This window comes from Extensimonas vulgaris, assembly GCF_003337425.1.
Lineage (GTDB): Bacteria > Pseudomonadota > Gammaproteobacteria > Burkholderiales > Burkholderiaceae_C > Extensimonas > Extensimonas vulgaris.
In genome coordinates this window covers 171,010-197,637 of sequence record NZ_QPJU01000001.1, presented here as the reverse complement: position 1 = coordinate 197,637, position 26,628 = coordinate 171,010, and the positions used below count along the sequence as shown (strand labels likewise).

The window sequence follows — 26,628 nt, the reverse complement described above, 5'->3', positions numbered from 1 at the left end:
ATGTGATGGGAAAACCGCAGATTTTAGGCGGCCTGCGTGCCGGGGCCGGGCCGACGCGCGCGCCTACGCTTGCCAGCGCCACTTTGACGCTGCTGGCCGGCGGCGCGCTGGCGCAGCTCGTGCCGCTGCTGCTGGGGCCGGTGCTGGCGCGCCTGTTCACGCCGCAGGCCATGGGCGTGTTCACGCAGTTTTCCACCGTTGCGGCGTCGCTCGCGGTGGCCGCCAGTTTGCGCTACGAGCAGGCCTTGCCGCTGGCCGTGGCCGATGCGCCGGCGCAGGCGCTGCTGGCGCTGGCGTTGCGCTTGCTGGCTGTGGCGGTGGTGCTGAGCATCCCGCTGGCCTGGCTGCTGCATGCGGGCGGCTGGCTGCCGCTGCCGCACTGGCTGCCTTTGGCCGTGGGCACGGCGGGCTTGCTGCAAGTGTTGATGCTGTGGGCCAACCGGGCGCAGCGCTTTGGTGCGCTGGCGGCCAGCCGCGTGCTCAACTACGCAGGCGCTGCCGCGCTGCAGGTGGGACTGGGCCTGTGGTTGTGGCAAGGCGCAGCCAGTGGGGCGCAGGCCGCGTGGGCGTTGGTACTGGCGCCGCTGGCAGCGCAGTTGCTGGCCAGCCTGTGGCTGCTGCAGCCGGCGCCTGCGGGCGGCTGGCGCAGTGTGCTGGGCCGCGCAGACCCGGCGCTGCGCGCGCACATGCGCGCCGTGGCGCGGCAATACCGGGACTTTGCTTGGGTCAATACGCCGCACGCTTTTTTGGGCACGCTGCAGGACGCGCTTGCCGTGGCGCTGCTGATCGCCTGGTCGGGCGACGCGGCGGCGGGGCTGTGGGGGCTGGCGCTGCGTTATCTGAAGGCGCCGGCCACGTTGGTGGGCAGCGCGGTGTCGCAGGCGCTGTACCCGCGCCTGGCCGTGGCCAGCCCTGCGCAGGCGCGGCGCAGCGTGCGGCAGGTGATGGTGCTGCTGGCGCTACCGGCGCTGGTGTTGATGGCCGTGTTGCTGCTCGCCGGGCCGTGGCTGTTTGCCTGGGTGTTTGGTGCGCCCTGGCGCGAGGCGGGCGAAGTGGCGCGCGCACTCGCGCCCTACATTGCTGCGCATTTCGTGGCCGCGCCACTTGCGGTGGTCACCATGGCCTGGCAGGCGCAGCGCTGGGCGTTTCGGCTCGCGCTCGTGGGGCAGGCGGCCTTCGTGCTCGCGCTCGCGCTGGGGCTGCACTGGGGCGGCCTGCGCGCGGGTGCGTGGGCGGTGTCGGCGGTGATGGTGCCGTACTTTGGCTGGTACTTTTGGCGCCTGGCGCGCTGGCGCGACATTCCCATGCTGGCCGGCCACGCGGCGGAGGCGGCGCCGTGATGGCTGTGCGTGCCTGGGTCAACCGCTGGCGCCGGCGCTGCTGGCGCCTGCTGTTTTTTCGCATGCTGTTTGGCGAGCGCAGCGGCGGCGCGCTGCTGGCGGGCACGCGCATTTCGCCCTCGACCTGCATAGAACATGAAGACCGCTTGCAGCTGGCCGACGACGTGTTCATCGGCCACTTCAACTTCATCGAGGCCAGCGCCGGTGTGCGCATCGGCCGGGGCACGCAAATCACCAATTTCGTGAGCATCGTGAGCCACAGCACGCACCGCGCGGTGCGCGTGGCGGCGGGTTTGTCGGGCGCGGCGCTCGAGGCCGCAGTGATACGGCAGCCGATCGACATCGGTGAGCGCTGCTTCATCGGCCCGCACAGCACCATCGAAGCGGGCAGCACCTTGGGCCACGGCACGCTGGTGGCGGCGCACAGCCGGGTGCGCGGGCAGTTTCCGGACTTTGCCGTGCTCGCGGGCAGCCCCGCGCAAGTGGTGGGCGACACGCGCGCTGGCGACGCGCGCTGGCTGGCCGATCAGCCTGAACTGGCGGCGCACTACGCGCGCTGGCGTGCCGCGCTGCTGGCCGCTGCCCATGCTGACGCCGCTGCCCCTGTCTTCACCCGCACCGGCGGCCCGGAGGCTGCGCCCGTGAGGCAGACGCCATGAGCGCGGGCAGCACCGTAAACACGCCGCACCTCGCCCTGCTGGGCGACGCCACCAGCGTGCACGTGCAGCGCTGGGTGCGTGAGATGCAGGCGCGCGGCTGGCGCGTGTCGCTCGTCACGGCGCGGCCCCAGCCGATCGATGGCGTGGCGCAGACCGTGCTTGCGCCCGTGGTGCGCTCGCGCGACTGGCTGTGGCGCGTGGGTGCGGCGCGGCGCGCGCTCGTGGCGCTGCGGCCCGACCTCGTGCATGCGCACTACGTCACTTCTTACGGCTACCTGGCGGCGCGTGCGCACAGTGCCGTGGGCAAGCCCTTGGTGATGACCGCCTGGGGCACGGACTTGCTCGTGACGCCGCGCCAGAGCGCGCTGCTGCGCGCGCTCACGCGCTGGAGCCTGCGCCGCGCGCAATTGGTCACGGGTGACTCGCCCGACCTTTTGGCCGTGGCGGCGCAGCTCGCGCCGCGCGTGCCCAGGGCGCTGATCCACTGGGGCGTGGAAACCAGCCGCTTTGCGCCCACGCCCTGGGCCGACAAGCCCGCCGCCGAGGCCGTGAGCCTGCGCAGCTGGGAGCCCAATTACCGCATCGACGTGATCCTGCGCGCGTTCGCGCAGGTGCGCGCGGTGCGCCCCGAAGCGCGCCTGCACTTGCTCGGCGGAGGCAGCCAGGAGGGTGCTTTGCGCTCTCTGGTCAACGATCTTGCGCTACAAGATGCAGTGCAATTCCAGGGCCGGCTCGACGACGCGGGCATGGCCGCGGTGCTCGCGCGCTGCAAGCTGTCGATCAGCGTGCCGCAGAGCGACGCCACTTCGGTCTCGGTGCTCGAGAGCATGGCTTGCGGCCTGGCGGTGATCGCCAGCGACTTGCCCGCCAACCGCGACTGGCTGCCCGCCGAGGCCCTGGTGCCCGCGGGCGACGCAGCGGCGCTGGCACAGCGCTGGCTCGCGTGCCTGCAAGACGACGCGCAGGCGCAGCAACTCGGCGCACAAAACGCCGCACGCATTGCGCGCGACGGCGACCGGCGCCAGCAGATGGACGCCATGGACACGCTGTACCGCCGCCTGCTCGCCGGGGAGCGCCTGCCGTGATGGCCGTGCCCGAAAACCCCGCGCACCTTGCGGAGCCGGCGGCGCCGGGCCCGCGCGCGGCCACGCCCATGCTGCCAGAGCTCGCAGAGCCCGGCGAGGCGCGCTGCGTGAGCATCATCGTGCCCTGCCGCAACGAGTGCGCGTACATCGACGCTTTGTGCGACGCGGCGCTCGCGCAGCGCTTGCCTGAAGGCTGGCAGTTGGAGCTGCTCGTGGCCGACGGCCAAAGCGACGACGGCACACGCGCGCGGCTGGATGCGCGTGCGGCGCAGGAGCCGCGCCTGCGCGTGCTCGACAACCCGCAGCGCATCGTCTCCACCGGCTTGAACGCCTGCCTGGCCCAGGCGCGCGGCGCGGTCATCGTGCGCATGGACGTGCACACCCGCTTCGCGCCCGACTACGTGGCCCAATGCCTGGCCGCGCTTGCACGCAGCGGCGCCGACAACGTGGGCGGGCCGTGGGTCGCGCGCGGGCAGGGCGCCTGGGGCCGCGCCATCGCCGCGGCCTTTCAGTGCCGCTGGGTGGTGGGCGGCGCGCGCTCGCGCGACCGGGCTTACGAGGGCGAGGTCGATACCGTTTATCTGGGCTGCTGGCCGCGCGCCGTGTTCGCGCGCGTGGGCGGCTTCGACGAAACCCTGGTGCGCAACCAGGACGACGAACACAACCTGCGCCTGCGCCGCCAGGGCGGGCGCATCTGGCAAAGCGCGCGCATCCACTCGTGGTACGTGCCGCGCGACGCGCTCGGGGCGCTGTTTCGCCAGCAGTTCCAATACGGCTACTGGCGCCCCTTCGTGCTGCGCAAGCACGGCCAGCCGGGCTCGGTGCGGCAGATTGTTCCTATGATGTTTGTAGCTGCTCTGGCAGTATCCACCGTGGTTTTACCCTTTTTTTATGCTCCATTGGCGGGTTTGCTGCTCGCGTATGCGGCGTACCTGGGCGGCGCATCACTCGCGGCGGCGCGCGGTGCAGTGCAGGACACAGCGGCGCCCCGCGGCGCACGCTGGGGTTTGCTGTGGCGCCTGCCGGCCGTCATCGCCGCCTATCATCTTGGCTACGGGCTGGGCAGCTGGCGTGGGATGATCGACATCCTGTGGCAGCGCCAGACGGGGCCCGCCATGCAAGACCTCACGCGCTGATCTTGCGGCTGCTAACCAAAAAATAGCTGGTAGCGCAGGTGAATAAAGCGCTATAGGCACACTTAACCATGAACCCTGCGAGCCTGCTCCATCCCTATTTAGAGGCCATCGCCACCGCGCTCAAGGTCGGCAATGCCACCGAGCACACGCACCGCCCGGCGCTCAAGACGCTGCTCGAAGCCGTGGGCACGCAAGCCAGTGCGAGCGGAGGCAAGCACGCCCAAGGCGCCGTACAAGCTACCAACGAGCCCCAGCGCATCGATTGCGGCGCGCCCGACTTCATCGTCACGCGCGGCGTGCTGCCGTTGGGTTACGTCGAGGCCAAGGACGTGGGCGTCCATCTCGACAAAGCTGCCGAATCCGCGCAACTGCGCCGCTACCGCGAGTCGCTGCCCAACTTGATCCTGACCGACTACATCGAATTCCGCTGGTTCGTCGATGGTGAATGCCAGCTCAGCGCCAGTCTGCCGCGGCCCGACAAAGACGGCAAAGTCCGCTGGAACGAAGCCGCCGCGGCAGAAGTGGCGCAACTGCTGCTGCGTTTCATGCAGGCTGACATGCCCGTCAAAGCCACGCCCCACGACCTGGCCGTGCGCATGGCGGGCCTGGGGCGCCTGATCCGCGAGCTGATCACCAAAACCTTTGAGGCCGAAGGCGCCCGTGGCGAACTACACGCTCAGCTCAAAGCCTTTCGCGACGTGCTGATGGGCGATACGCTGACCCCAGCGCAATTTGCCGACATGTACGCCCAGACGCTGTGCTACGGCCTCTTTGCTGCGCGCTGTACGCTGCCCGCTGGCGGCGGCTTCACGCGCCAGAGCGCCGCGCACCAACTGCCCAAGACCAACCCGTTTTTGCGCAAACTGTTCCACCAGATCGCCGGCCCCGATCTCGACGACCGCATTGCCTGGGCGGTGGACCAACTCGCTGAACTGCTCGCCCGCGCCGACATGGCCGCCATCCTCGAGAGTTTCGGGCGCGCCATCCGGCAAGAAGACCCGGTGGTGCACTTTTACGAAACCTTTCTGGCCGCCTACGACCCGGCCATGCGCGAGGCGCGTGGCGTTTACTACACGCCTGAGCCGGTGGTGGGCTACATCGTGCGCAGCGTCGATGCGCTGCTCAAAAAACACTTCGCCATGCCCGAGGGGCTGGCCCACGCAGGCAAAACCACCATCAAAGTGCCGGCGCCGCCCGATCTGACGAAAAAAGGCCTCTCACGCTACGTGGAGCACGAAACGCACCGCCTGCAAATCCTCGACCCTGCCACCGGTACCGGCACCTTCTTGCACGCCGTCATCCAGCAGATACGCCTGCACTTCGTCGGCAACGACGGCGCCTGGCCCGGCTACGTGGCGGAACACCTGCTGCCGCGCCTGTTCGGCTTCGAGCTGCTGATGGCGCCCTACGCCGTCGCGCACATGAAGCTGGGCCTAACCCTCGAAGCCAGTGGTTACGACTTTGCTTCCGACCAGCGCCTGGGCGTGTACCTGACCAATTCGCTCGAAGAAGCGCACGAGCTTACCAACCTGCCCTTGTTCACCCAATGGCTGGCCGACGAATCGCTGGCCGCCTCCGACATCAAACGCCAGGCGCCGGTCATGGTGGTGCTGGGCAATCCGCCGTATTCGGGGCATTCGGCCAATCAGGGCGAATGGATGCGTCAGTTGCTGCATGGCGTGGACATCAGCGATAAAGGTGCGCTCACTGGTAACTATTTCGCCGTCGATGGTAAGCCTCTGGGTGAACGCAATCCAAAATGGCTGAACGACGATTATGTGAAATTCATCCGCTTTGCCCAGTGGCGCATCGAACGCACCGGCCATGGCGTGCTGGCCTTCGTCACCAACCACGGTTATCTGGACAATCCCACGTTCCGCGGTATGCGCCAGTGTTTGATGCAAAGTTTTGATGAAATTTACGTACTCGACTTGCACGGCAACAGCAAGAAAAGCGAAAAAGCGCCCGACGGCGGCAAAGATGAAAACGTCTTCGACATCCAGCAAGGCGTGGCCATCGGTATTTTCGTCAAAAAACCCAAAAGCGGCCCGCCCGCGCTGAATCCTGACGGGTCATTCAAGACACGGCTGGCCGAAGTGTTCCACAGGGACTTGTATGGTTTGCGCAAAGACAAATACCGTGCGCTGGAAAGCCAGGATGTCGAGAGCAGCGATTGGCAAAAACTCGCTCCTGCATCACCGTATTTTTATTTTGTACCTCAAAATGAAGATTTGTTGTCTGAGTATCAAGAAGGATGGAAAATTCCTTCCATAATGCCGCTTACACGCCTGGGCCCAAATTCACACAGAGACAATTTTGCAATAGCTTTTGATGAATCAACTGCTGTAAGGCGATTGTCTGATTTGTCTGATCCTCAGATATCAAGCGAAGAGCTGCGTGAAAAATATGGTTTGACTGACAATCGGGACTGGAAGCTGGATTTGGCTCGAAAGCTGGCGCATTCCAGGAGTGATAGGCCGATACGCTGTATTTATAGGCCATTTGATTTTCGCTGGATGTTGTATGGGGCGTATGCGTTTGATTATCATAGGCCGGAGATCAATGATAACTTGATCGAGGAAAATATTGCAATAATTACGACCAGAGGCACCAAGGAAGAATTTTCTGTGTTTTGTACTCGCCTTCCGGCGGGGCAACACAAACTGGCAACCCCATATGATGGAAGCTACCTTTCTCCGTTATATATCTATCCCCGAGAATCGCAGATTCCTATCGAAGAGCTTGCATTAAAAAGACGCCCCAACCTCGCCCCAGAATTCACCGCTGCCCTGCTGGCCGCGCAAGGCCGCAACGTCAGTCCCGAAGATACGCTCGCCTATCTGTACGCGGTGCTCTACACGCCGGGCTATCGCGCACGCTATGCCGAATTTTTGCGCCGCGACTTTCCGCGCGTGCCGCTGACGGCCCAGCCGGCGCTGTTCGACACGCTGGTGCGCCTGGGGCAGGAGCTGATCGGGTTGCACACCCTGCAAAAAGTGCTGCCGCGCGTCACCGGCTTTCCGGTGGCGGGCAGCAATGAGGTGGTGAAGGTGCGCTTTGGCATCGAAGCTGGGGCCACAGCGGGGCGCGTGTGGATCAATGAGGCGCAATATTTCGACCAGGTGCCGCAGGCGGTGTGGGACACGCACATCGGCGGCTACCGAGTGGCCGAAAAATGGCTCAAAGATCGCAAGGGGCGACCGCTGAGTTACGACGACCTCACGCACTATCAGAGCGTGCTGGCGGCGCTAGTGCGCACGCTCGCGATCCAGGCCGAGCTTGACGCCGCCATCGACGCCGCAGGCGGCTGGCCACTGCACTGAAAGTAATAGCTGCTTGCGCTTGACCAGACTTCCTTTAGGTCTGATTTGATTATGAATTTTTCAGATTTTTTACCTTTTGCCCGCCCCGACATCGGCGAGGCCGAGATAGCCGCCGTGGCACGTGCCATGCGCTCGGGCTGGGTCACCACGGGGCCCGAAACCAAGGCCTTCGAGCAGGAATTCGCCGCCTATCTCGGCGGTGGCGTGCAGGCGATTGCCGTCAACTCGGCCACCGCGGGCCTGCACCTGGCGCTCGAGGCGATCGGCATTGGCCCGGGCGACGAGGTGATCGCGCCCACGCTGACCTTCACCGCCACGGTGGAGGTGGTGCGCTATCTGGGCGCCGATGCGGTGCTGGTGGACGTCGATCCGGTCACGCTCAACATCGACCCGGCGTGCATCGAGGCAGCCATTACGCCGCGCACGCGCGCCATCGTGCCGGTGCACTACGGCGGCCTGGCGTGCGACATGGGCGCGATTTTTGGCATCGCACAGCGCCACGGCCTGCACGTGGTGGAAGACGCGGCGCATGCTCTGCCTGCTACTTTTCAAGGAGCGCTTGTCGGCCAGTTGGCAAGCGCTGCAACGGTATTCAGCTTTTACGCCAACAAGACCATCACGACGGGGGAGGGCGGCATGGTCGTGACGCGCGACGAAGCGCTCGCGGCGCGCATGCGCGTGATGCGCCTGCACGGCATCAGCCGCGACGCGTTCGACCGCTTCTCAAGCCGCACGCCGGCGTGGTACTACGAAATCGTCGCGCCGGGCTTCAAATACAACATGGGCGACATGGCCGGCGCGCTCGGCCGGGTGCAGCTCGCGCGCCTGCCGGCCTTCGTGCAGCGGCGCGCTCAACTCGCGGCGCGGTACCTGGCCGAGTTGCAAGACCTGCCGCTCGTCTTGCCCGCGCAGCCCCCCGCGGGCGACACGCACGCCTGGCACCTGTTCGTGCTGCGCCTGTCAGACGCCGCGCGCGTGACGCGCGACGCGGTGATAGAGGCGCTGGCTGCAGCGGGCATAGGCACCAGCGTGCATTACGTGCCGCTGCACCGCCAGCCGTACTGGCGCGACCGCTACGGCCTCACGCCCGCGCAGTTTCCCGTGGCCGATGCGGCCTACCAGCGCATGTTCAGCATTCCACTGTTCACCGCGATGAGCGACGAGGAGCAGGGCCGCGTCATCGCCGCGCTGCACGCTTGCGTGCGTTGACCATGCCCAGCAGCATCCGCACGGCCATGCACTCTCCGACCCCGGCCACGCACGCATCCTTCATGACACGCGACATCGCCAAGCGCGGCTTCGACCTGCTGCTGGCCACGCCGGCGCTGCTGCTCGCGCTGCCGCTGCTGGGCGTGATCGCGCTCGTCATTCGGCTCGACTCGCGCGGGCCGGTGTTCTTTCGGCAAACGCGCGTGGGGCGCGGCGGGCGGTTGTTTCGCATCCACAAGTTCCGCACCATGCACCTGCACGATGGCGCGGGGCCGCAGCTCACCGCGGCGCATGATGCGCGCATCACGCGCGTGGGCCGCTGGCTGCGGCGCAGCAAGCTCGACGAGTTGCCGCAGCTCATCGACGTGCTCGCCGGCCACATGAGCCTGGTGGGCCCGCGCCCCGAAGTGCCGCGCTACATGGCGCTGTACGCGCCCGAGGTGCGTGCGCGCATCCTGTCTGTGCGCCCCGGCATCACCGACCGCGCAGCCATCGCATTTCGCGATGAGGAGCGCCTGCTCGCCGCCGCGCCCGACCCCGAGCGCGTGTACGTGGAGCAGATCATGCCGATCAAGCAGCGCTACTACCTCGACTACGTCGCCCAGCGCAGCCTGCGCGGCGACCTGCGCATTCTGTGGGACACGGCGCGCGCCGTGCTGCGGCGGTGAGTGCGATGGCGTCTTTGCCGCTGCGCCTGGGCGCCTGGCTGCGGCGCGTGCCGGGCGCGATCTGGCTCACCGACCTGGCGCTGACCGCGCTCGCGTGGTGGGGCGCATACTGGCTGCGTTTCAATTTCGAAGTGCCCGCGCGCTACTTCGGGCAGATGCTGCAGACCACGCCGCTCGCCTTGCTGGGCATGGCGGCAGGGCTGGCTTTGCTGCAGGTGCCGCGCCAGTCGTGGCGGCATGTGGGTCTGGCCGACCTGCGCCGCTTGGCCGCGGGCGTGGCGCTGGGCGGCGTGCTGACCACGGCGCTGGTCATGGGGCTGCGCGTGCAGGATTTTCCGCGCGCGGTGCTGCCCCTGGCCACGCTGCTCGCACTGGTCGCCTTGAGCGGCGCGCGTGCGCTGTGGCGCAGCGTGGGCGAGCGCAGGCCGGCTGGCACCCCCGACGCGCGCCAGCCTTTGCTCGTGCTGGGCAGCCTGGACGAGGCGGATCAAGCGCTGCGCACCCTCAAAGGCATCGCGGGCTGGCGCGTGGTGGGCATCGTCTCGGCGCAGGCGGCCGACGCCGGGCGCACGCTGCAAGGTGTGCCCGTGCTCGGTGCGGCGCCTGCTCTGGCCGAGATTGCCGCCGCCGCGCAGGTGCGCACGGTGCTGCTTGCGAGCGCGCCGGGCGCGGCGCTGCGGCGCGAGGCGCTGCTGCGCTGGTCGGGCTCGGGGCTGAACCTGCTCACCCTGCCTGCGCCTGAAGAGCTGCTCGTGCCCGGCAGCGCGGGCCGCCCGCGCAAGGTTCAGCTCGAAGACCTGCTTGGCCGCGCGCCCGTGCAGCTCGACGTGCGCGGCCTGTCGGAGCTGTTCGCGGGGCAGACGGTGCTCGTCACCGGAGCGGGTGGCTCCATCGGCGCCGAACTGTGCCGGCAGATCGCGCGCTTTGGCGTGGCGCGGCTGGTGTGCCTGGACATGTCCGAAATCGCCATCTACCAGCTCGAGCAGGAGCTGCGCGCCACGCACCCGCAGATGCAGGGGCTCTACTACACGGCCAATGTGCGCGAATACGAACGTTTGCGCGCCATTGCCGCGCAGCACCGCCCCGCCGTGGTGTTCCACGCCGCGGCGTACAAGCATGTGCCGCTGATGGAGGACGGCAACGAAGTCGAGGCGCTGCGCACCAACGTGCTCGGCACGCTGCACGCCGCGCGTGTGGCGGGCGAGGTGGGGGCGGCGCGCTTCGTGCTCGTGTCCACCGACAAGGCGGTGAACCCCACGAGCGTCATGGGTGCGAGCAAGCGCCTCGCCGAGCGCGTGTTGCAGGGCGTGGCGGTGCAGTGGCCGGGCACGCAGTGCGTGGCGGTGCGCTTTGGCAACGTGCTGGGCTCGAGCGGCTCGGTGGTGCCGCTGTTTGCGGCGCAGATCGCGCGCGGCGGGCCCGTCACGGTCACGCACCCCGAGATGGTGCGCTACTTCATGACCATCCCCGAGGCGGCGCAGCTCGTGTTGCAGGCGGGGCTCATGGGGCGCTCGGGCCAGATTTACGTGCTCGACATGGGCGAGCCGGTCAAAATCGTCGAGCTCGCGCGCATGATGATTCGCCTCTCGGGCCAGACCGAGGACGCGGTGCCGATCGCCTTCACGGGCCTGCGCCCGGGCGAAAAACTCTACGAAGAGCTGCTCGCCGACGACGAAACCACCGAACCCACGCCGCACCCCAAGCTGCGCGTGGCCAAGCTCGGCGCCGACGGCGGGCTCGCCGCGCAGGTGGTCGAGCAATGGCTGCAACAGGCCGGCCCCGCACCCGACGCCGCGGCCTTGCGCGCCTGGCTGCAGACGCTGGTGCCGGAATACCGGCCGCGCTGAAGGGCTTCACAGGCCCGGAGGTTGCGCTTGCAGCTAATGCAAAAATCATAGCTACCTGCGCTTAATTTGTAAGGGCTAGAGGCCAAAAACACTCGAAATTGCAAGCCTTGGCAGACACAGCCTCAGCCGCTGCGCCGGGCGGAGCTACTGCACGATGCCCAGCTTTTGCAGCAGATCGCTCACCAGCTCCAGCCGCAGCAGCGGGTTGTCCAGCGCCATTAGGTTTTGTTTGAGCTCGAGCGGCACGGGCAGCAGCTCGGCCCAGCGGTTTGCGACCCAGCCGCAGTCGTTGAGCTGCGCTGCCGTGGGGCGGGACGCAACGGCGTCTTGCGCAGTGCGCTCGCGCAGCGTGTCCTGCAGCTGGGCGAGCGCCGTGGCCGTGTGCGCGAGGTCGGGCGGAATCGCCACGGACGGGTCGGCGGGCAGTTGCTCCACATCGGCTATCCACAGCCCGTGTGGCAGACGCTGAGAGTGCAGGATGCGAAAGCGCTCGGCGCCGCGGCAGCGCAGGCTGATCAGCCCGGGCTGCAGCGTCTGGAGCTGTTCGATGTGCGCGAGCGTGCCTACTTCGCAGAGCTTTTCCTCGGGCGCGCCGGCCTGGCGCACCTCATGCCCGGCGCGCAGCGCGACCACGCCGAACGGCGCCGCGGCGCGCTGGCACTTGCGCACCAGGTCGAGGTAGCGCACCTCGAACACGCGCAGCGCCAGCTCGCCGTCCGGGAAAAGCACCGCGCCCAGCGGGAACAGCGGCAGCGACGAAAGGGTGAGGCGTTGGGTCATGGGCCGAGCATTGTGCCCGCTATCATTCCCCACAGCGCAGAATTGCTTTTCCAGGGTTGTCCATGCTGTACGAAATCGCCACTTTTTTGCTCGACCTCGTGGGCGGCCTGCTGACGGGCGCGTGCTTGCTGCGCTTTTACATGCAGTGGCAGCGCGTATCGTTTGCCAATCCGCTCGGGCGCGTGGTGATGGCGCTGTCCGACTGGCTGGTGCTGCCGCTGCGGCGCGTGCTGCGCGCGGTGCGTGGCTGGGATTGGGCCAGCCTGGTGGCGGCGCTGCTGTTGCAGCTGGCGCAGTATGGCTTGCTGTGGCTGCTCATGGGCGCGGGCGTGGCCTGGGTCTGGCTGCTGTGGCTGGCCTTGTTCGGCCTGGTGCGCGTGGCGATCACGGGGCTCATGGGCTTGTTGCTCGTGTCTGCCGTGCTCAGCTGGATGCCGGCGCGCGCGCCGCTGGCCGACGTGGTCGCGCGGCTGTGTGCGCCCGTGCTGCGGCCCTTGCAGCGCATCATTCCGCCGCTGGGGGGCGTGGATTGGTCGGCCCTCGTGGCGCTGGTGCTGCTGCAGATCGCCCTGATCGTGCTGGGGCATGTGCAGGCCAGCGTGTTTATGCAGTGAAAATGGCCGTCAGTGCTTGATGGGCAAGCGCTGGCAGCTCATCTTTCGGGAGTCTTTGCGGTGAGGCGCGTCACGCCACCGCGTCGCTTGGCAGGCGCTGCAGCATGGCCAGGCTCGAAGCGACGACGTTGCGCAGCTCGCGGCGGTCGCAGATGAAGTCGAGCGCGCCTTTTTGCAGCAGGAACTCGGCGCGCTGAAAGCCCTCGGGCAAGGTCACGCGCACGGTGGATTCGATCACGCGCGGGCCGGCAAAGCCGATCAGCGCCTTGGGCTCGGCGATCACGATGTCGCCCAGAAAGGCAAAGCCCGCGCTCACGCCGCCCATGGTCGGGTCGGTGAGCACGCTGATGTAGGGCAGGCCCTTTTTCGCGAGCCGCCCCAGCGCGGCGTTGGTCTTGGCCATTTGCATGAGCGAGAACAAGCCCTCCTGCATGCGCGCGCCACCCGTGGCGGTGAAGCACACGAAGGGCACTTTCTGCTCGATCGCGGTCTCTACGCCGCGCACGAAGCGCTCGCCCACCACGCTGCCCATGCTGCCGCCCATGAACTCGAACTCGAAGCACGCGGCGATGAGGTTGATGCTCTTCACGGCGCCGCCCATCACAACCAGAGCGTCGGTCTCGCCGGTCTGCTCCATCGCTTCCTTGAGGCGCTCGGGGTACTTGCGGCTGTCCTTGAACTTGAGCGGGTCGACGGGCAGCACCTCGTGGCCGATTTCGTAGCGGCCTTCGGGGTCGAGAAAGGCGTTGAGGCGCGCGCGCGCGCCAATGCGGTGGTGGTGGCCGCACTGCGGGCAGACGTTGAGGTTGTGTTCGAGGTCGGTCTTGTAGAGCACGGCCTCGCAGCTCGGGCACTTGATCCACAGCCCCTCGGGCATCTGGCGACGTTCTTTGACAGGCGTTTGCTGGATTTTGGCGGGCAGGAGTTTTTCGAGCCAGGACATGGGGTGCTCCTTTGCAGGCAGGGGATGCGGATTATGCGGCGTCCAGCGCCTTGCGGATCGGGCGCAGAAAGTCGCGCGCCACCGGCACGACCTTCTCGTAGGGCTGGGGTTCGATCAGCTCGATGATGCGGCTACCGATCACCACGGCGTCGGCCACGCGGCCGATCGCCTGCGCGCTGGCCGCGTCGCGGATGCCAAAGCCCACGCCCACGGGGATGTGCACATGCTCGCGGATGCGCGGCAGCATCTGCTCGACAGCGCCGGTGTCGAGCGCGCTCGAACCGGTCACGCCCTTGAGCGAGACGTAATAGACGTAGCCGCTCGCCACCGCCGCGACTTGCTGCATGCGCTGCTCGGTCGAGGTGGGTGCGAGCAAAAAGATCAGGTCCATGCCCTGCGCGCGCAGCTGCGCGGCGAATTCGGCGCATTCCTCGGGCGGGTAATCGACGATGAGCACGCCATCGACGCCCGCGGCTGCCGCATCGCGCACGAAGGCGCCTGCACCATGCAGCTGGTCGTAGCGCTCGACGGGGTTGGCGTAGCCCATGAGCACCACCGGCGTGCTGTCGTTGCGTTTGCGGAATTCGCGCACATGCTGCAGCACCTGCGCCATGCCCACGCCCAGGGCGAGGGCTTTTTCGCCGGCGCGCTGGATCACCGGGCCGTCGGCCATGGGGTCGGAAAAAGGCACGCCCAGCTCGATGATGTCGGCACCGGCCTCGACCATGCCCAGCATCAGCGCCGGCGTGATGTCGGCAAACGGAAAGCCTGCGGTCACGTAAGGGATCAGCGCCTTGCGGCCTTGCGCCTGCAGCGCGGCAAAAGTGGTTTCGATACGGCTCATTTGGCTACTTTGACACTGTGTTCGCTGCCTTTCACGCTTTGCCCCTGGCAGCTCGGGCGGCAGAAAAAATCGGCGCCGCCAAGATCGGCCACCGTGCCTATGTCCTTGTCGCCGCGGCCCGAGAGGTTGACCAGGATGGATTGCTCGGGCCGCATGGTCTTGGCCAGCTGCATCGCGTAGGCCACAGCGTGGCTCGATTCGAGCGCGGGGATGATGCCCTCGGTGCGGCACAGGTAGTGGAACGCCGCGAGCGCCTCCTGGTCGGTGATACCCACGTACTCGGCGCGCCCGATCTGCTGCAGCCAGGCGTGCTCGGGGCCGACACCGGGGTAGTCCAGGCCCGCGCTGACGCTGTGTGTCTCGATGATCTGGCCGTTGGCGTCTTGCAGGATGTAGGTGCGGTTGCCGTGCAGCACGCCGGGGCTGCCGCGCTGCAGCGAGGCCGCGTGGCGGCCCGTGTCGAGCCCCGCGCCCGCAGCTTCGACGCCGATCAGGCGCGTGTTTTCAAACGGGATGTAGGGGTGGAAGATGCCCATGGCGTTGCTGCCCCCGCCCACGCAGGCCACGACCACGTCGGGCTGCCCCGAGCGTGCGTTCTGCGCGACGAGCATGGCGGGCATCTGCTCTATGCACTCCTTGCCGATCACGCTCTGGAAGTCGCGCACCATCATGGGATAGGGGTGCGGGCCGGCCACGGTGCCGATGATGTAGAAGGTGTCGTCCACGTTCGCGACCCAGTCGCGCATGGCTTCGTTGAGCGCGTCCTTGAGCGTCTTGCTGCCCGATTCCACGGGCACCACGGTCGCGCCGAGCAGTTTCATGCGATAGACGTTGGGGCTTTGGCGCTTGACGTCTTCGGCGCCCATATAGACCACGCATTCGAGCCCGTAGCGCGCGCAGATGGTGGCCGTGGCCACGCCGTGCTGGCCTGCGCCGGTCTCGGCGATGATGCGCTGCTTGCCCATGCGCCGCGCGAGCATGGCCTGGCCGATCACGTTGTTGATCTTGTGCGCGCCCGTGTGGTTGAGGTCTTCGCGCTTGAGGTAGATCTGCGCGCCGCCCATTTCGCGGCTGGTGCGCGCGGCGTGGTAAACCGGCGTGGGGCGGCCCACGAAATGGCGCAATTCGTAGTGGAATTCGGCCAAAAAGTCGGGGTCGTTCTGGTAGCGCGCGTAGGCTTGGCGCAGCTCCTCGATGGCGTGCGTCAGGGTTTCGCTGACGAAGCTGCCGCCGTAGGGGCCGAAGTGGCCCGAGGCATCAGGTTGTTGGTAACTGGACATGGCTCTTGGAGGCAAGTTGGGCATCGGCCGCGCGCACGGCGGCAACGAAGCGGTGGATCTTTTCGGCGCTTTTCACGCCCTTGAGGGGACGACCGTCGGGGCCGTCCTGTTCCACGCTCGAGCTGACGTCAACGGCCAGCGACAGGCAGCGTGGGCGCACCTGGGCGATGCCATCGGTCACGTTTGCAGGCGTGAGTCCACCAGACAAAACGAGGTGAGCGTTGACGTTTGGTGGCAGGAGTGACCAATTGAATGCCTTGCCGCCGCCGCCATAGCCCTCGACTTGGGCGTCGAGCAAAATGGCCTGGGCGCGAGAATATTGCTGCGCGTATTCTACGAGGTCGAATGGCGCGGCCTGCGCGCCGATAGGGATGCGCGCTGCGCGCAGGTAAGGGCGGCTGCCGTGGCCACTCGCGGCCCAGCACTCCTCGGCGCTCTCATCCCCATGAAATTGCACGATGGCGCCCGGTACAAGCGCACAAGCAGCTATCACGAAAGAAGCGCTCTCGTTGACCACGAGCAGCACCGGCGTCACGAAGGGCGGCAGGCGCCTGGCCAAGGCCGCGGCGCGCTCGGGCGCCACGTAGCGCGGGCTTTTCGGGTAGAGCACGAAGCCGATCGCGTCCGCGCCAGCGGCGACGGCCGCATCCACGTCCTGCTCGCGTGTGAGGCCGCAAATTTTGATGCGCGTGCGTTGTGCGGCGGGGCGGCTGGGGGGTGGCGGCTGCTGGGGCTTTTGGGTCTGTTCGGGGGCGAAGCTCATGGCAGCCAATCATACGCAGGGCTGCGCTCGGGCAGGCCCCAGTGCGGCGCATAAACCGGCCCCAGAAAATACAAACCATCGGGTGCGAAGGTGGGTGCGGCGGCGCTGCGTGAGCGCGCCGCGAGCACCTGCGCCATCCACTGCGGCGGCTGGCTGCCCTGGCCTATGGCGACGAGGCAGCCCATGATGTTGCGGATCATGTGGTGCAAGAAGGCGTCGGCCTGGAACTCGAAGCGCCAGTAACAGGGCTGCCAATCGGTGTCGGAATCCGCCTTGGCCTGGACGGACGTGGATGTTCCGCGGCGCGAGATCGCGATGCGCTGCAGGGTTTTGACGGGCGACTTGGCCTGGCAGGCCGCGGCGCGAAAGGCGCTGAAGTCATGCTCGCCGAGCAGGTACTCGGCCGCTTCCTGCATCGCGGCGAGGTTCAGCGGCTGGAACACCCAGCCGACCCGCCCGGCTTCGACGCTGGGGCGCACGGGCGACTGCAGCAGCACGTAGGCGTAGCGCCGCGCCACGGCGCTGGCGCGTGCGTGAAAGGCGTCGGGCACGGGTTGCGCCCATTGCACGGCGATGTCGGGCGGCAAAAAGGTATTGGTGCCGCGCACCCATGAAAACGCCGTGCGTGCAAGCGGTGTGTCGAAGTGCACCACTTGCATGAGCCCGTGCACGCCGGCATCGGTGCGGCCCGCGCACAGCGTGCGCACCGGTTCGGGCTGCGCGGCAAAGCGCGCAAGCGCGACTTCGAGCTTGTCTTGCACGGTATTGCCCGAGGGCTGGCTCTGCCAGCCGTCGTAGGCCTGGCCGTTGTAGCTGACGCCGAGCGCGATCCTCATCGGGCAAGCGGGCAGGAGCGGTTTTGCAGCGTGTACCTGGGTATGGGACAGGTCAGGGCAGCCGCTCAGCCGATTTCATTCAGCAGGCGTTGTGCGCGTTCCTTCAGCGGGCCAGAGGCTTCGGCGAGCACTTCCTCGACCAACTGGCGTGCGCCTTCGGTGTCACCGATCGAGTGGAATTCTTGGGCCAATGCGAGCTTGGTGGCCAGCGGGTCTTGTGCCGTTGACTCAGGCGCGCCGTTCGCTGCCATCAAAGGGGCGGGAGTTGTGGCTGAGTCGGTGTTGGAGTCGAGTTCCAGCGATAGATCGCCAAGGTCGAATTCCAAAGACGGGAGTTCCGCGGAGGGAGCTTCCTCTTCGAGCGGCGCGGGGGCTTGTGCAGGCAAATGCAAATCCGCGCCAGAGAAGTCGAGTTCTGCCAGCACGGGTTCTTCGGTGGGGGCTTTTTCTTGCGCTGGCGCTTGGGCAAGGGTTTGGGGCGCAAGACCGGGCTCTTGCGCTGGGGGCATGGCAAAGCTTGGCGGGGGCGGCGCGGAATCGGTTGGCGAAACGGTTGACGAAACAGCGGCTTCTTGTGCCTCTGCGCCCGATCCAGAGCTGTTTTCGGGCATCTCTGGTGCGGCCCGCGAGGTCGGAACTTGCGGCTGGGCCGAGTCGGCGGTCAAAGGTGCAGGCGCAGGTGCGGGTGCCGCAATGCCTGCAACATCTGCCTCCTCCAGGTTCAGGTCCAGCTCTGGCAGAGCGCCGCTACTGACTGCGGCGGCACCGGGAAGGGTGTTGGGAAACCCTCCTGGGGCAGAGCTTTCTTGTTCTGCAGTCTTGGGGCGTCCGCCGGGTTGATACAGGGGGTTGGCTGGCTCCAGCGCGCGGCCCAGATCCACAACACGTCCCCATTCGGGGCCCTCTCCGTGGGTGAGCTTGAAAACTTCAGTGGCGACGGCCTCGAGTGCTTTGCGATCCTGTCTTTTGGCGTAAATCTCGGCGAGCTTGACATGGATGGACACGCGCTCGGGGTGGTGGCGCAGCGCTTCCTTGAGGATTTCCTCGGCTTGCATATCGCGGCCATACGCCAGATAGACATCTGCTTCGGCCACAGGGTCGATGTCGCCGCCCGCGTCGAGCTGGCTCGGCGAGTACGCCATGGACGATGCCCCCGTGCTCAGGTCGCTTTGGGTGGTGTCCACGCGCTGGCCACCGCTGGAGCCAAAAAAAGAATCACGCTGCAGGCGGCTTTCCATGATGGTGGAGTCAGCGAAATCCTTTTGGCTGGAGCGTTTGCGTGCAATGCGGTAGGCGCCATAGCCGAGCAACAAGGCCAGCAATCCACCGACGGCTGGCAGCAGCGGCTCCTCGAAAAGGCTGGCCACGAAGCCGGGTTGCGGCTCCGGCTGCGGGGCAGGTACCGGTGGCTGCTTGGGGCGGGATGCGGGGGCTGAGGCCGCTTCAGCCACACTGGCAGCCGAAGCGACGGATGCCTGTTCAGCCGGAGCAAGGCCGGCGCTGGCCGTCACGGCCCCCGATGCCAAGCCTTGGGGCGAGGATGCCTTGGCCCCTGCGGGCGTTGGCTCGGAAGAGGGGGCTGCGGCCGAAGCGGGAGCGGATGCGCCCGCGGAAGCTGCGCTGAGTTTGTTGAGCTCGGCAATGTTTTGGGAAAGCTCGGCCACCCTTGCGGCGGTTTCGTGCTTTTGCTTTTCCTGGGCCAACTGGTCTTCTGCCGAGGGTTGACCGGGCGCGGAGGGCTTGGACAGCAGCAGTTTGTCAGGACTTGCGGCGGCAGCTTTTTTGTCTTCGACGGCCGTTTGCACGCTGCCGCTTGCAAAGCGCTGCGCGGGAGCGATTTCGGTTTTGGTGGCGGCGGACGCGAGTTTGCGCCGGAAGTTGTTGAAATCCCGGCTTTGCGCGGCAATGAGCTGGCGGGCCTCGTTGGGCGGGGTGGATTGCGCGGTAGCTTCGTCGGGCAACTGCAGTACGGCGCCTGACCTCAGGCGGTTGACGTTGCCTTGAATGAAGGCATCGGGGTTGGAGCGCAGCAAAGCGACCAGCATTTGGTCGAGCGAGACGCTCGCCGGACGGTGCGCCGCGGCAATCCGAGCGGCGGTATCTCCGGGGCGCACGGTAATGCGCGTCACCGAACCTGGGGAGGGGGCTGCCTGTGCCGCCCGCGGCCGGGTCGCGGCGCGTTCGGTGGTGGATCTACCCGCAGCGGCAGGGGTTGCTGGCGCGCTCGTCACGCCTGCCGTGGTGCGGCCGGCATCAGAGGAGGACGGTGCCACTTGTGCCGCAGCACCGATTTCGGGCGCCGGGCGGCGCAGTGCCGGGGGGTCGAGCAGTATGGTGTAGTTGCGTATCAGATGGCCCGCATTCCACGAGGCATCGATGACCAAATCCAGGAAGGGCTCATTGATGGGGCGATTGCTCGTGACCTGCAAATACACACTGCCATCTGCACGCTTGCGCAGCGTGATGCGCATGTCGTTCAGCAGGGGAGAAAACTCCACGCCCTGAGCGCGAAACACCTCAGGCGCCGCCGGCCCGACGTGCAAGGTGTCGGCTTCTTCCGGGGTGATCTGCGGCAACTCGATTTCGGCCCGCAGAGGCTCACCCAAGGCCGACTGGACGGTCAATCGCCCAAAAGCCAAGGCCCATGCACTGCTGCTATAGATGCCGAACGAGAGTGCGGCTGCGGCCGCCAAGGCAGAAAGTTTCCAACGGTGCATGGGCTTGGTCGCCAGAGGTGATGGGGTTGGACGATTTTGCTTTTGGCGGTGGTTTCACGCAAGAAAGTGCAAACCACTGCTTTTCAAGGCAAAAGGAGTGCAAGAACCATAGCAGCAATGCATTGCACTGACAAGCATACTTGGCATCTGCATTTGACGCGTGAGGATGTCAGGTCTCAGCGGCGATGTCAGATGTTGCCAGGCAGCAACGCCTGCGGCGCAACGCTCATGCGCACGGACAGCGCGGCGCTCAAGCCTGCAGCAGGATGCGCAGCATGCGTCGCAGCGGCTCGGCCGCGCCCCAGAGCAGCTGGTCGCCGATCGTGAACGCACCCAGGTATTCGGGGCCCATCGTGAGCTTGCGGATGCGGCCCACGGGGATGGTGAGGGTGCCGGTCACGGCCACGGGCGTGAGGTCTTTGAGCGTGGCCTCTTTGTTATTGGGGACGACTTTGACCCAGGCGTTGTCGGCGGCGATCATGGCCTCGATGTCGGCCACGGGCACGTCTTTTTTCAGCTTGAAGGTCAGCGCCTGGCTGTGGCAGCGCATCGCACCGATGCGCACGCAAAAGCCATCGACGGGCACGGCCGGCGAGCCAAAGCCCTCGCCCTGGCCCAGGATTTTGTTGGTCTCGGCCATGCCTTTCCACTCCTCGCGGCTCATGCCGTTGCCCAAGTCCTTGTCGATCCAGGGGATCAAGCTGCCTGCGAGCGGCACGCCGAAATGCGCGGTTTCATCGGCGCCCAGGCTGCGCTGCTTGGCGATGACCTTGCGGTCGATCTCGAGGATCGCGCTCTTGGAGTCGGCGAGCAAGTCTCGCACCTCGGCGTACAGCGTGCCATATTGCGTCAGCAGCTCGCGCATATGCTGTGCGCCGCCACCGCTCGCGGCCTGGTAGGTTTGCGTGCTCATCCATTCGACCAAACCGGCCTTGTAGAGCGCCCCCACACCCATGAGCATGCAGCTGACAGTGCAGTTGCCGCCGACCCAGTTGTTGCCGCCCTTGGCGAGCGCGTTCTGGATCACGGGCAGATTCACCGGGTCGAGGACGATCACGGCGTCGTCCTTCATGCGCAGCGTGCTCGCCGCATCGATCCAGTGGCCCTTCCAGCCCGCGGCGCGCAATTTGGGAAAGACCTCGGTCGTGTAGTCACCGCCCTGACAGGTGATGATGGCGTCGCATTTTTTCAGCGCAGCGATGTCGTACGCATCCTGCAGTGTTTTTTCGTTCTTGGCCATCGCAGGGGCCACGCCGCCAGCGTTGGAGGTCGAGAAGAAAACGGGCTCGATCAGGTCGAAATCGCCTTCGGCCTGCATGCGATCCATCAGGACTGAGCCGACCATGCCGCGCCAGCCGACGAGGCCCACAAGGTTACCGAGTTTCATTTTGCGCCTTTCAAACGATGCATTTGCTGGCCCTTCCGGATCGTCAGGCTCCGGAAAGGCGGCGCACGACGAAACCGGCTGGGTTCAGCCTTTTTTGGTCGTGGTAGTGGGAGAGAGAGGGGATGAAGCGATGAAAAAAGCCACCCGCAGCGAGGAATTTGCGCAGGTGTTGGCATCGAAGGGGATCGAGGCGTTCATCGTGGTCTGGATTTTAGCAGTCAGCCAAACCGACCGCGATCAGGCAGATCGCGATCAAGCCGAGCAAAATCAAACGCCTTGCAATGCCTTGATCACCGCGTCGCCCATCTCGCGCGTGCCCACGCGCGTCGTGCCTTCGCTCCAGATGTCGGCGGTGCGCAGGCCCTGGGCCAGCACCTGTTTGACGGCGGCCTCGATGCGTTCGGCGGCGGCCGGCTGCGCTAGTGAAAAGCGCAGCATCATGGCCGCGCTCAGGATGGTGGCGAGCGGGTTCGCAATGCCTTTGCCTGCGATGTCGGGTGCGCTGCCGTGGCTGGGCTCGTATAAGCCCTGGCCTTTGTCGTTGAGCGAGGCCGAGGGCAGCATGCCGATCGAGCCGGTGAGCATGGAGGCCTCATCGCTCAGGATGTCGCCGAACATGTTGCCTGTGACGAGCACGTCGAAGTTTTTTGGGGCTTTGACGAGCTGCATCGCGGCGTTGTCCACGTACATGTGCTCGAGCGTGACGTCGGGGTAGTCCTGGTGCACTTCGGTGACCACGTCCTTCCAGAACTGGAAGGTTTCGAGCACGTTGGCTTTATCGACGCTCGTGACTTTTTTGCCGCGTTTGCGTGCAGCCTCGAAGGCCACGCGGGCGATGCGCTCGATCTCGGGGCGCGTGTAGCGCATGGTGTCGAAGGCTTCCTCGGCGCCCGCGAAGGCGCCGTCCGGTGCGCTGCGGCGCCCGCGCGGTTGGCCGAAATAGATGTCGCCCGTGAGCTCGCGGATGATGAGGATGTCCAGGCCGGCGACGAGTTCGGGCTTGAGGCTGGATGCGCCCACGAGCTGCTCGTAGCAGATCGCAGGTCGGAAGTTGGCGAACAACCCGAGGTGCTTGCGCAAGCCCAGGATGGCCTGTTCGGGGCGCAAATGGCGTTCGAGCTTGTCGTACTTCCAGTCGCCCACGGCGCCAAACAGGATCGCGTCGGCTTGCTGTGCGAGCCGCAGCGTGGCCTCGGGCAGCGGGTGGCCCGAGGCTTCGTAAGCGGCGCCGCCGACGGGGGCCGTTTCCATCTCGAAGCGCAGGTCCAGCGCCTGCAGGACTTTGACGGCTTCGGCCATGATTTCGGGGCCTATGCCGTCCCCGGGGAGGATCGCGATTTTCATGAAATAGTTCTTTATTGATAGCTGCTAGCGCTTGATTTATATGGGCTAGAGGTCATTTTTACTACTAATTCAGGCGAGCAGCGTGTGCGCGAGCCAGGGCTTGGTGGCCAGGCGGCGAGCTTCGTATTCGCGGATTTTGTCTGCATGGCGCAGCGTGAGACCGATGTCGTCGAGGCCATTGAGCAGGCAGTATTTGCGAAAGGCGTTGACCTCGAACGGGATTTCCTCGCCCTGCGGGCGCACGACGACTTGGCGTGGCAGGTCGATCGTGAGCTCGTAGCCGGGGAAAGCTGCCACTTCGTCGAAGAGCTGGTCGACGACGTTTTCAGGCAGAACGATAGGCAGCAGACCGTTCTTGAAGCAGTTGTTGAAGAAAATGTCGGCAAAGCTTGGCGCGATCAGCGCGCGAAAGCCGTATTGCTCGAGCGCCCAGGGTGCGTGCTCGCGGCTCGAGCCACAGCCGAAATTTTTGCGCGCGAGCAGGATGGACGCGCCCTGATAGCGCGGCTGGTTGAGCACGAAGTCGGGGTTGGGCTTGCGGCTGGCCGGATCCATGCCGGGCTCGCCGTGGTCGAGGTAGCGCCACTCGTCGAACAGGTTGGGGCCGAAGCCCGTTTTCTTGATCGACTTGAGGAACTGCTTGGGGATGATGGCGTCGGTATCGACGTTTTCGCGGTCGAGCGGGGCGACGAGGCCCTTGTGCACAGTGAATTTCTGCATGGCGATGTCTCTGGGGCTTGGAGCCGTTACATGGAGCCGTTACTTGGCGGCGCGCTCGATGGCGTTGCCGGCTTTTTGGATGTCCTGGCCCATGCCTTGCACGGTGTTGCAACCGCTCAGCACGAGCCCTGTCAAAAATACGGCGAGGAGGGCAGATGTTTTGCTCATGGGGCCCTCCTCAGGCAAATTGGCGCACATCGACGAAATGGCCGTGGATCGCGGCCGCCGCGGCCATCGCCGGACTCACGAGGTGTGTGCGCCCGCCCGCGCCCTGGCGGCCTTCGAAATTGCGGTTGCTGGTGCTCGCGCAACGCTCGCCGGGCTCGAGCCGGTCGGCATTCATGGCCAGGCACATGGAGCAGCCGGGTTCGCGCCACTCGAAGCCGGCGGCGCGGAAGATTTCGTGCAGGCCTTCGCGTTCGGCCTGCTCTTTGACCAGGCCCGAGCCCGGCACGACCATCGCGAGCTTGACGTTTTTCGCGACTTTCTGCCCCAGTTTCTTGACCACTGCGGCGGCAGCGCGTAGGTCTTCGATGCGGCTGTTGGTGCACGAGCCGATGAAGACCTTGTCGATGTGGATGTCGGTGATCGGCTTGCCGGGCGTGAGGCCCATGTAGGTCAGCGCGCGCTCGATCGCGTTGCGCTTGTTCGGGTCTTTTTCTTTGTCGGGATCGGGCACGCGCGCATCGATGCCGAGCACCATCTCGGGGCTCGTGCCCCAGGTGACCTGCGGCACGATGCTGCCCGCGTCGAGTTCGACCACGCGGTCGAACTGTGCGTCGGGGTCGGAATGCAACGTGCGCCAGTAGGCCACGGCCTGCTCCCATTCGGCGCCCGTGGGCGCGAGCGGGCGGCCTTTGACGTACTCGATGGTTTTGTCATCGACGGCCACGAGCCCGGCGCGCGCGCCGGCCTCAATCGCCATGTTGCACACGGTCATGCGCCCTTCCATGCTGAGCGCGCGGATGGCCGAGCCGGCGAACTCTATCGTGTAGCCCGTGCCGCCGGCGGTGCCGATCTTGCCGATGATGGCGAGCACGATGTCCTTGGCGCCGACGCCGCGCGCAAGCGGCCCTTCGACCCTGACGAGCATATTCTTGGCCTTCTTGGCCAGCAGCGTCTGCGTGGCGAGCACATGCTCGACCTCTGAAGTGCCTATGCCGTGCGCCAGCGCGCCAAACGCGCCGTGCGTGCTCGTGTGGCTGTCGCCGCAGACCACGGTCATGCCGGGCAGCGTAGCGCCTTGCTCGGGGCCCATCACGTGCACGATGCCCTGGCCCTTGGACATGAAGGGAAAGAACGCCGCCGCGCCGAACTCGGCGATGTTGGCGTCCAGCGTGGTGATCTGCTCCTTGCTGATCGGGTCGGCAATGCCGTCGTAGCCCAGCTCCCAGCCCGTGGTCGGGGTGTTGTGGTCGGCCGTGGCGACGACCGAGCTGATGCGCCAGACCTTGCGTCCGGCCTGGCGCAGCCCTTCGAAAGCCTGCGGGCTGGTGACCTCGTGCACCAGGTGCCGGTCGATGTAGAGCAGGGCAGTGCCGTCTTCCTCGGTGTCTATGACGTGCTCGTCCCAGATTTTGTCGTAGAGGGTGCGTCCCATGGATGGTTCTCGAGAAGGTCTTGGTGTGGGGAAAAAGCGATTTTAGGGCGTAGGGCCAGAACGGGTGGCAAGGCCTGCGCTGCCCGCAGGGGCAGCCGCACATCCCTTACGCCGGGCAGGTGCTGTTGTGCTCGGGCACGGCGACGCGCCAGTGCAGTTCATGAGCGATGCGCTCGCGCAGCGCGTCGGCTGCGCCCGGCTCACCATGCACTACGTAGACTTGCTGGGGCGCACGCCCCATGCTGCGCAGCCAGGCGAGCGTCTGGTTGGCGTCCGAGTGTGCGGAGGCTGAATTGAGCGTCACCACTTCGGCGCGGATGTCCACTTCCTGGGCGAAGATGCGGATGCGCTTTTCACCGTTGGCGATGCGCGCGCCGCGCGTGCCAGGCGCCTGGTGGCCCGTGATGATGATCATGTTGTGCCGCTCGCCCGCATACAGCGCCAGGTGGTGCAGCACGCGCCCACCCGTGGCCATGCCGCTGGCCGACAGAATCACCATGGGGCCGTGGCGGCGTGCGAGCGCCTTGGATTCGTCGGTGGTCTGCACCATGGTGGCCTCGCGCGAGAGCGCCTGCGACTGGCGCAAGTTCAGGCGATGCTCGCCCAAATGCCGCTCGAACAGTCCCGTGGTGCTCACGGCCATGGGGCTGTCGAGGAAGACCGGCAGCGAGGCTGGAATCACCTTTTGCGCCTTGAGCAAGTGGATCGCATGCAGCAGGGTTTGCGCCCGGCCCACGGCAAATACCGGAACCACGGCCACGCCGCCGCGTGCCGCAAGCCGCTGCAGCGCCGGGCCGAGCTCTTGCAGGACGTCGGTGGGTGGGTGTTCCCGGTCTCCGTAGGTCGATTCGACGAGCACGGTGTCCGCCTGCGGCGGCGCCTCGGGCGGGTTCATGATGAGGTCGTCGGGGCGTCCCAGGTCGCCCGAAAACAAAATGCGCCGTCCACCGACTTCGAGCAGCACGCTGGCCGCACCCAGGATGTGACCAGCGGGTGTGAAGCGCACGCGCCAGCCGGGAATCGGCTCGAACGATTGGTGGAAAGCGTGGGCGCGAAGTTGCGGCAGGCAATGCTGTGCGTCCAGCCGCGTGTAAAGCGGCAGCGCCGGTGTGTGTTCGCTGAGGTGGTGGCGGTTGAGAAACGCGGCGTCTTCTTCCTGCAAATGGCCACTGTCGGGCAGCAAGATGGCACAGAGGTCGCGCGTCCCCGACGTGGTGTGCACGGCGCCGCGGTAGCCGTCGCGCGCGAGCAGCGGCAGGTAGCCGCTGTGGTCCAGGTGCGCGTGGGTCAGCACGACGGCGTCGATTTCGGTGGGTGCGACGGGCAAGGGCTGCCAGTTGCGCAGGCGCAGCTGCTTATAGCCTTGGAACAGCCCGCAATCCACGAGCAGTTTGCGCTCTTTGTAGCGCACGAGGAATTTGGAGCCGGTGACCGTGCTCGCACCACCGAGAAAGCTGATGTTGACCGTCATGGGGATGAGTCCTTTCGACCCCGATGGTAACGAGCGCGCAAACCGGTACTCGCCACAACGGG

At 66.3% G+C, this 26,628-nt stretch carries 23 protein-coding genes; 9 read left to right on the top strand and 14 right to left on the bottom strand.

Translation table 11 applies throughout. The annotated features are described in order from the left end of the window. The first annotated feature begins 5 nt into the window (after positions 1-5). From DFR45_RS00870 to DFR45_RS00855, 4 genes are all read left to right on the top strand, one after another. Positions 6-1,340 (top strand): lipopolysaccharide biosynthesis protein, encoded by a 1,335-nt coding sequence (locus DFR45_RS00870; RefSeq protein ID WP_114481818.1) that lies wholly within the window; start codon positions 6-8, stop codon positions 1,338-1,340. Continuing rightward, positions 1,340-1,999 (top strand): acyltransferase, encoded by a 660-nt coding sequence (locus DFR45_RS00865; RefSeq protein WP_338324284.1) that lies wholly within the window; start codon positions 1,340-1,342, stop codon positions 1,997-1,999. Before DFR45_RS00870 ends, DFR45_RS00865 begins: the two co-directional genes overlap by 1 nt. Beyond that, a complete protein-coding gene (locus DFR45_RS00860; RefSeq protein WP_114481817.1) occupies positions 1,996-3,084 on the top strand; it encodes a glycosyltransferase in 1,089 nt (362 codons plus the stop codon). Before DFR45_RS00865 ends, DFR45_RS00860 begins: the two co-directional genes overlap by 4 nt. A gap of 68 nt (positions 3,085-3,152) precedes the next feature. Then, positions 3,153-4,220, top strand: coding sequence for a glycosyltransferase family 2 protein (locus DFR45_RS00855; protein WP_114482170.1), 1,068 nt, complete (start codon positions 3,153-3,155; stop codon positions 4,218-4,220). A gap of 98 nt (positions 4,221-4,318) precedes the next feature. Here DFR45_RS00855 and DFR45_RS14575 read toward each other — a convergent pair whose 3' ends face one another. Continuing rightward, entirely contained in the window at positions 4,319-4,801 is a 483-nt protein-coding gene (locus DFR45_RS14575; RefSeq protein WP_199755292.1) for a hypothetical protein, read from the bottom strand. Between DFR45_RS14575 and DFR45_RS00850 the strand changes: the two genes are divergently transcribed. The 4 genes from DFR45_RS00850 (at position 4,778) to DFR45_RS00835 (ending at position 11,267) form a co-directional block, all read left to right on the top strand. Then, positions 4,778-7,543, top strand: a complete 2,766-nt coding sequence (locus DFR45_RS00850) for a type ISP restriction/modification enzyme (protein WP_199755291.1) — start codon at positions 4,778-4,780, stop codon at positions 7,541-7,543. The two genes, DFR45_RS14575 and DFR45_RS00850, sit on opposite strands and share 24 nt — an antisense overlap. A gap of 51 nt (positions 7,544-7,594) precedes the next feature. Then, positions 7,595-8,752 carry a DegT/DnrJ/EryC1/StrS family aminotransferase gene (locus DFR45_RS00845; protein ID WP_114481815.1) on the top strand — a complete coding sequence of 386 codons (1,158 nt, stop codon included), beginning with the start codon at positions 7,595-7,597 and terminating at the stop codon, positions 8,750-8,752. Positions 8,753-8,826: 74 nt separating this feature from the next. After that, complete coding sequence (locus DFR45_RS00840) at positions 8,827-9,420, top strand: sugar transferase (protein WP_114482169.1); 594 nt, start codon at positions 8,827-8,829, stop codon at positions 9,418-9,420. A 5-nt stretch (positions 9,421-9,425) separates the two neighbouring features. Further along, positions 9,426-11,267 carry a polysaccharide biosynthesis protein gene (locus DFR45_RS00835; RefSeq protein WP_114482168.1) on the top strand — a complete coding sequence of 614 codons (1,842 nt, stop codon included), beginning with the start codon at positions 9,426-9,428 and terminating at the stop codon, positions 11,265-11,267. A 144-nt stretch (positions 11,268-11,411) separates the two neighbouring features. Here DFR45_RS00835 and DFR45_RS00830 read toward each other — a convergent pair whose 3' ends face one another. Further along, positions 11,412-12,047 carry an LON peptidase substrate-binding domain-containing protein gene (locus DFR45_RS00830; protein WP_114481814.1) on the bottom strand — a complete coding sequence of 212 codons (636 nt, stop codon included), beginning with the start codon at positions 12,045-12,047 and terminating at the stop codon, positions 11,412-11,414. A 62-nt stretch (positions 12,048-12,109) separates the two neighbouring features. On the opposite strand from DFR45_RS00830, the gene DFR45_RS00825 reads away from it, so the two are divergent. After that, positions 12,110-12,661, top strand: coding sequence for a YggT family protein (locus DFR45_RS00825; protein WP_114481813.1), 552 nt, complete (start codon positions 12,110-12,112; stop codon positions 12,659-12,661). Positions 12,662-12,731: 70 nt separating this feature from the next. Here DFR45_RS00825 and accD read toward each other — a convergent pair whose 3' ends face one another. The 12 genes from accD to DFR45_RS00765 form a co-directional block, all read right to left on the bottom strand. Beyond that, entirely contained in the window at positions 12,732-13,604 is an 873-nt protein-coding gene (gene accD, locus DFR45_RS00820; RefSeq protein ID WP_114481812.1) for an acetyl-CoA carboxylase, carboxyltransferase subunit beta, read from the bottom strand. A 31-nt stretch (positions 13,605-13,635) separates the two neighbouring features. Continuing rightward, positions 13,636-14,448 carry a tryptophan synthase subunit alpha gene (trpA, locus tag DFR45_RS00815; protein ID WP_114481811.1) on the bottom strand — a complete coding sequence of 271 codons (813 nt, stop codon included), beginning with the start codon at positions 14,446-14,448 and terminating at the stop codon, positions 13,636-13,638. Continuing rightward, a complete protein-coding gene (gene trpB / locus DFR45_RS00810; RefSeq protein ID WP_114481810.1) occupies positions 14,445-15,728 on the bottom strand; it encodes a tryptophan synthase subunit beta in 1,284 nt (427 codons plus the stop codon). Before trpB ends, trpA begins: the two co-directional genes overlap by 4 nt. Beyond that, positions 15,706-16,491 carry a phosphoribosylanthranilate isomerase gene (locus DFR45_RS00805; RefSeq protein WP_114481809.1) on the bottom strand — a complete coding sequence of 262 codons (786 nt, stop codon included), beginning with the start codon at positions 16,489-16,491 and terminating at the stop codon, positions 15,706-15,708. Before DFR45_RS00805 ends, trpB begins: the two co-directional genes overlap by 23 nt. Then, a complete protein-coding gene (gene truA / locus DFR45_RS00800; RefSeq protein WP_114481808.1) occupies positions 16,488-17,327 on the bottom strand; it encodes a tRNA pseudouridine(38-40) synthase TruA in 840 nt (279 codons plus the stop codon). The genes DFR45_RS00805 and truA overlap by 4 nt, the downstream gene beginning before the upstream one ends. A gap of 65 nt (positions 17,328-17,392) precedes the next feature. After that, positions 17,393-20,044 carry a FimV/HubP family polar landmark protein gene (locus DFR45_RS00795; protein WP_114481807.1) on the bottom strand — a complete coding sequence of 884 codons (2,652 nt, stop codon included), beginning with the start codon at positions 20,042-20,044 and terminating at the stop codon, positions 17,393-17,395. 250 nt (positions 20,045-20,294) lie between these two features. Further along, the gene (asd, locus tag DFR45_RS00790; protein ID WP_114481806.1) at positions 20,295-21,431 is read right to left on the bottom strand and encodes an aspartate-semialdehyde dehydrogenase; all 1,137 of its coding nucleotides are present in this window, start codon (positions 21,429-21,431) and stop codon (positions 20,295-20,297) included. Between the two features lie 267 nt (positions 21,432-21,698). After that, the gene (gene leuB / locus DFR45_RS00785) at positions 21,699-22,775 is read right to left on the bottom strand and encodes a 3-isopropylmalate dehydrogenase (RefSeq protein WP_114481805.1); all 1,077 of its coding nucleotides are present in this window, start codon (positions 22,773-22,775) and stop codon (positions 21,699-21,701) included. Between the two features lie 69 nt (positions 22,776-22,844). Further along, complete coding sequence (gene leuD, locus DFR45_RS00780) at positions 22,845-23,495, bottom strand: 3-isopropylmalate dehydratase small subunit (protein ID WP_114481804.1); 651 nt, start codon at positions 23,493-23,495, stop codon at positions 22,845-22,847. Between the two features lie 39 nt (positions 23,496-23,534). Continuing rightward, positions 23,535-23,663 (bottom strand): entericidin A/B family lipoprotein, encoded by a 129-nt coding sequence (locus tag DFR45_RS00775; RefSeq protein WP_114481803.1) that lies wholly within the window; start codon positions 23,661-23,663, stop codon positions 23,535-23,537. 10 nt (positions 23,664-23,673) lie between these two features. Continuing rightward, the gene (gene leuC, locus DFR45_RS00770; RefSeq protein ID WP_114481802.1) at positions 23,674-25,095 is read right to left on the bottom strand and encodes a 3-isopropylmalate dehydratase large subunit; all 1,422 of its coding nucleotides are present in this window, start codon (positions 25,093-25,095) and stop codon (positions 23,674-23,676) included. 106 nt (positions 25,096-25,201) lie between these two features. Next, positions 25,202-26,566, bottom strand: coding sequence for an MBL fold metallo-hydrolase RNA specificity domain-containing protein (locus DFR45_RS00765; RefSeq protein WP_114481801.1), 1,365 nt, complete (start codon positions 26,564-26,566; stop codon positions 25,202-25,204). Positions 26,567-26,628: the final 62 nt, after the last annotated feature.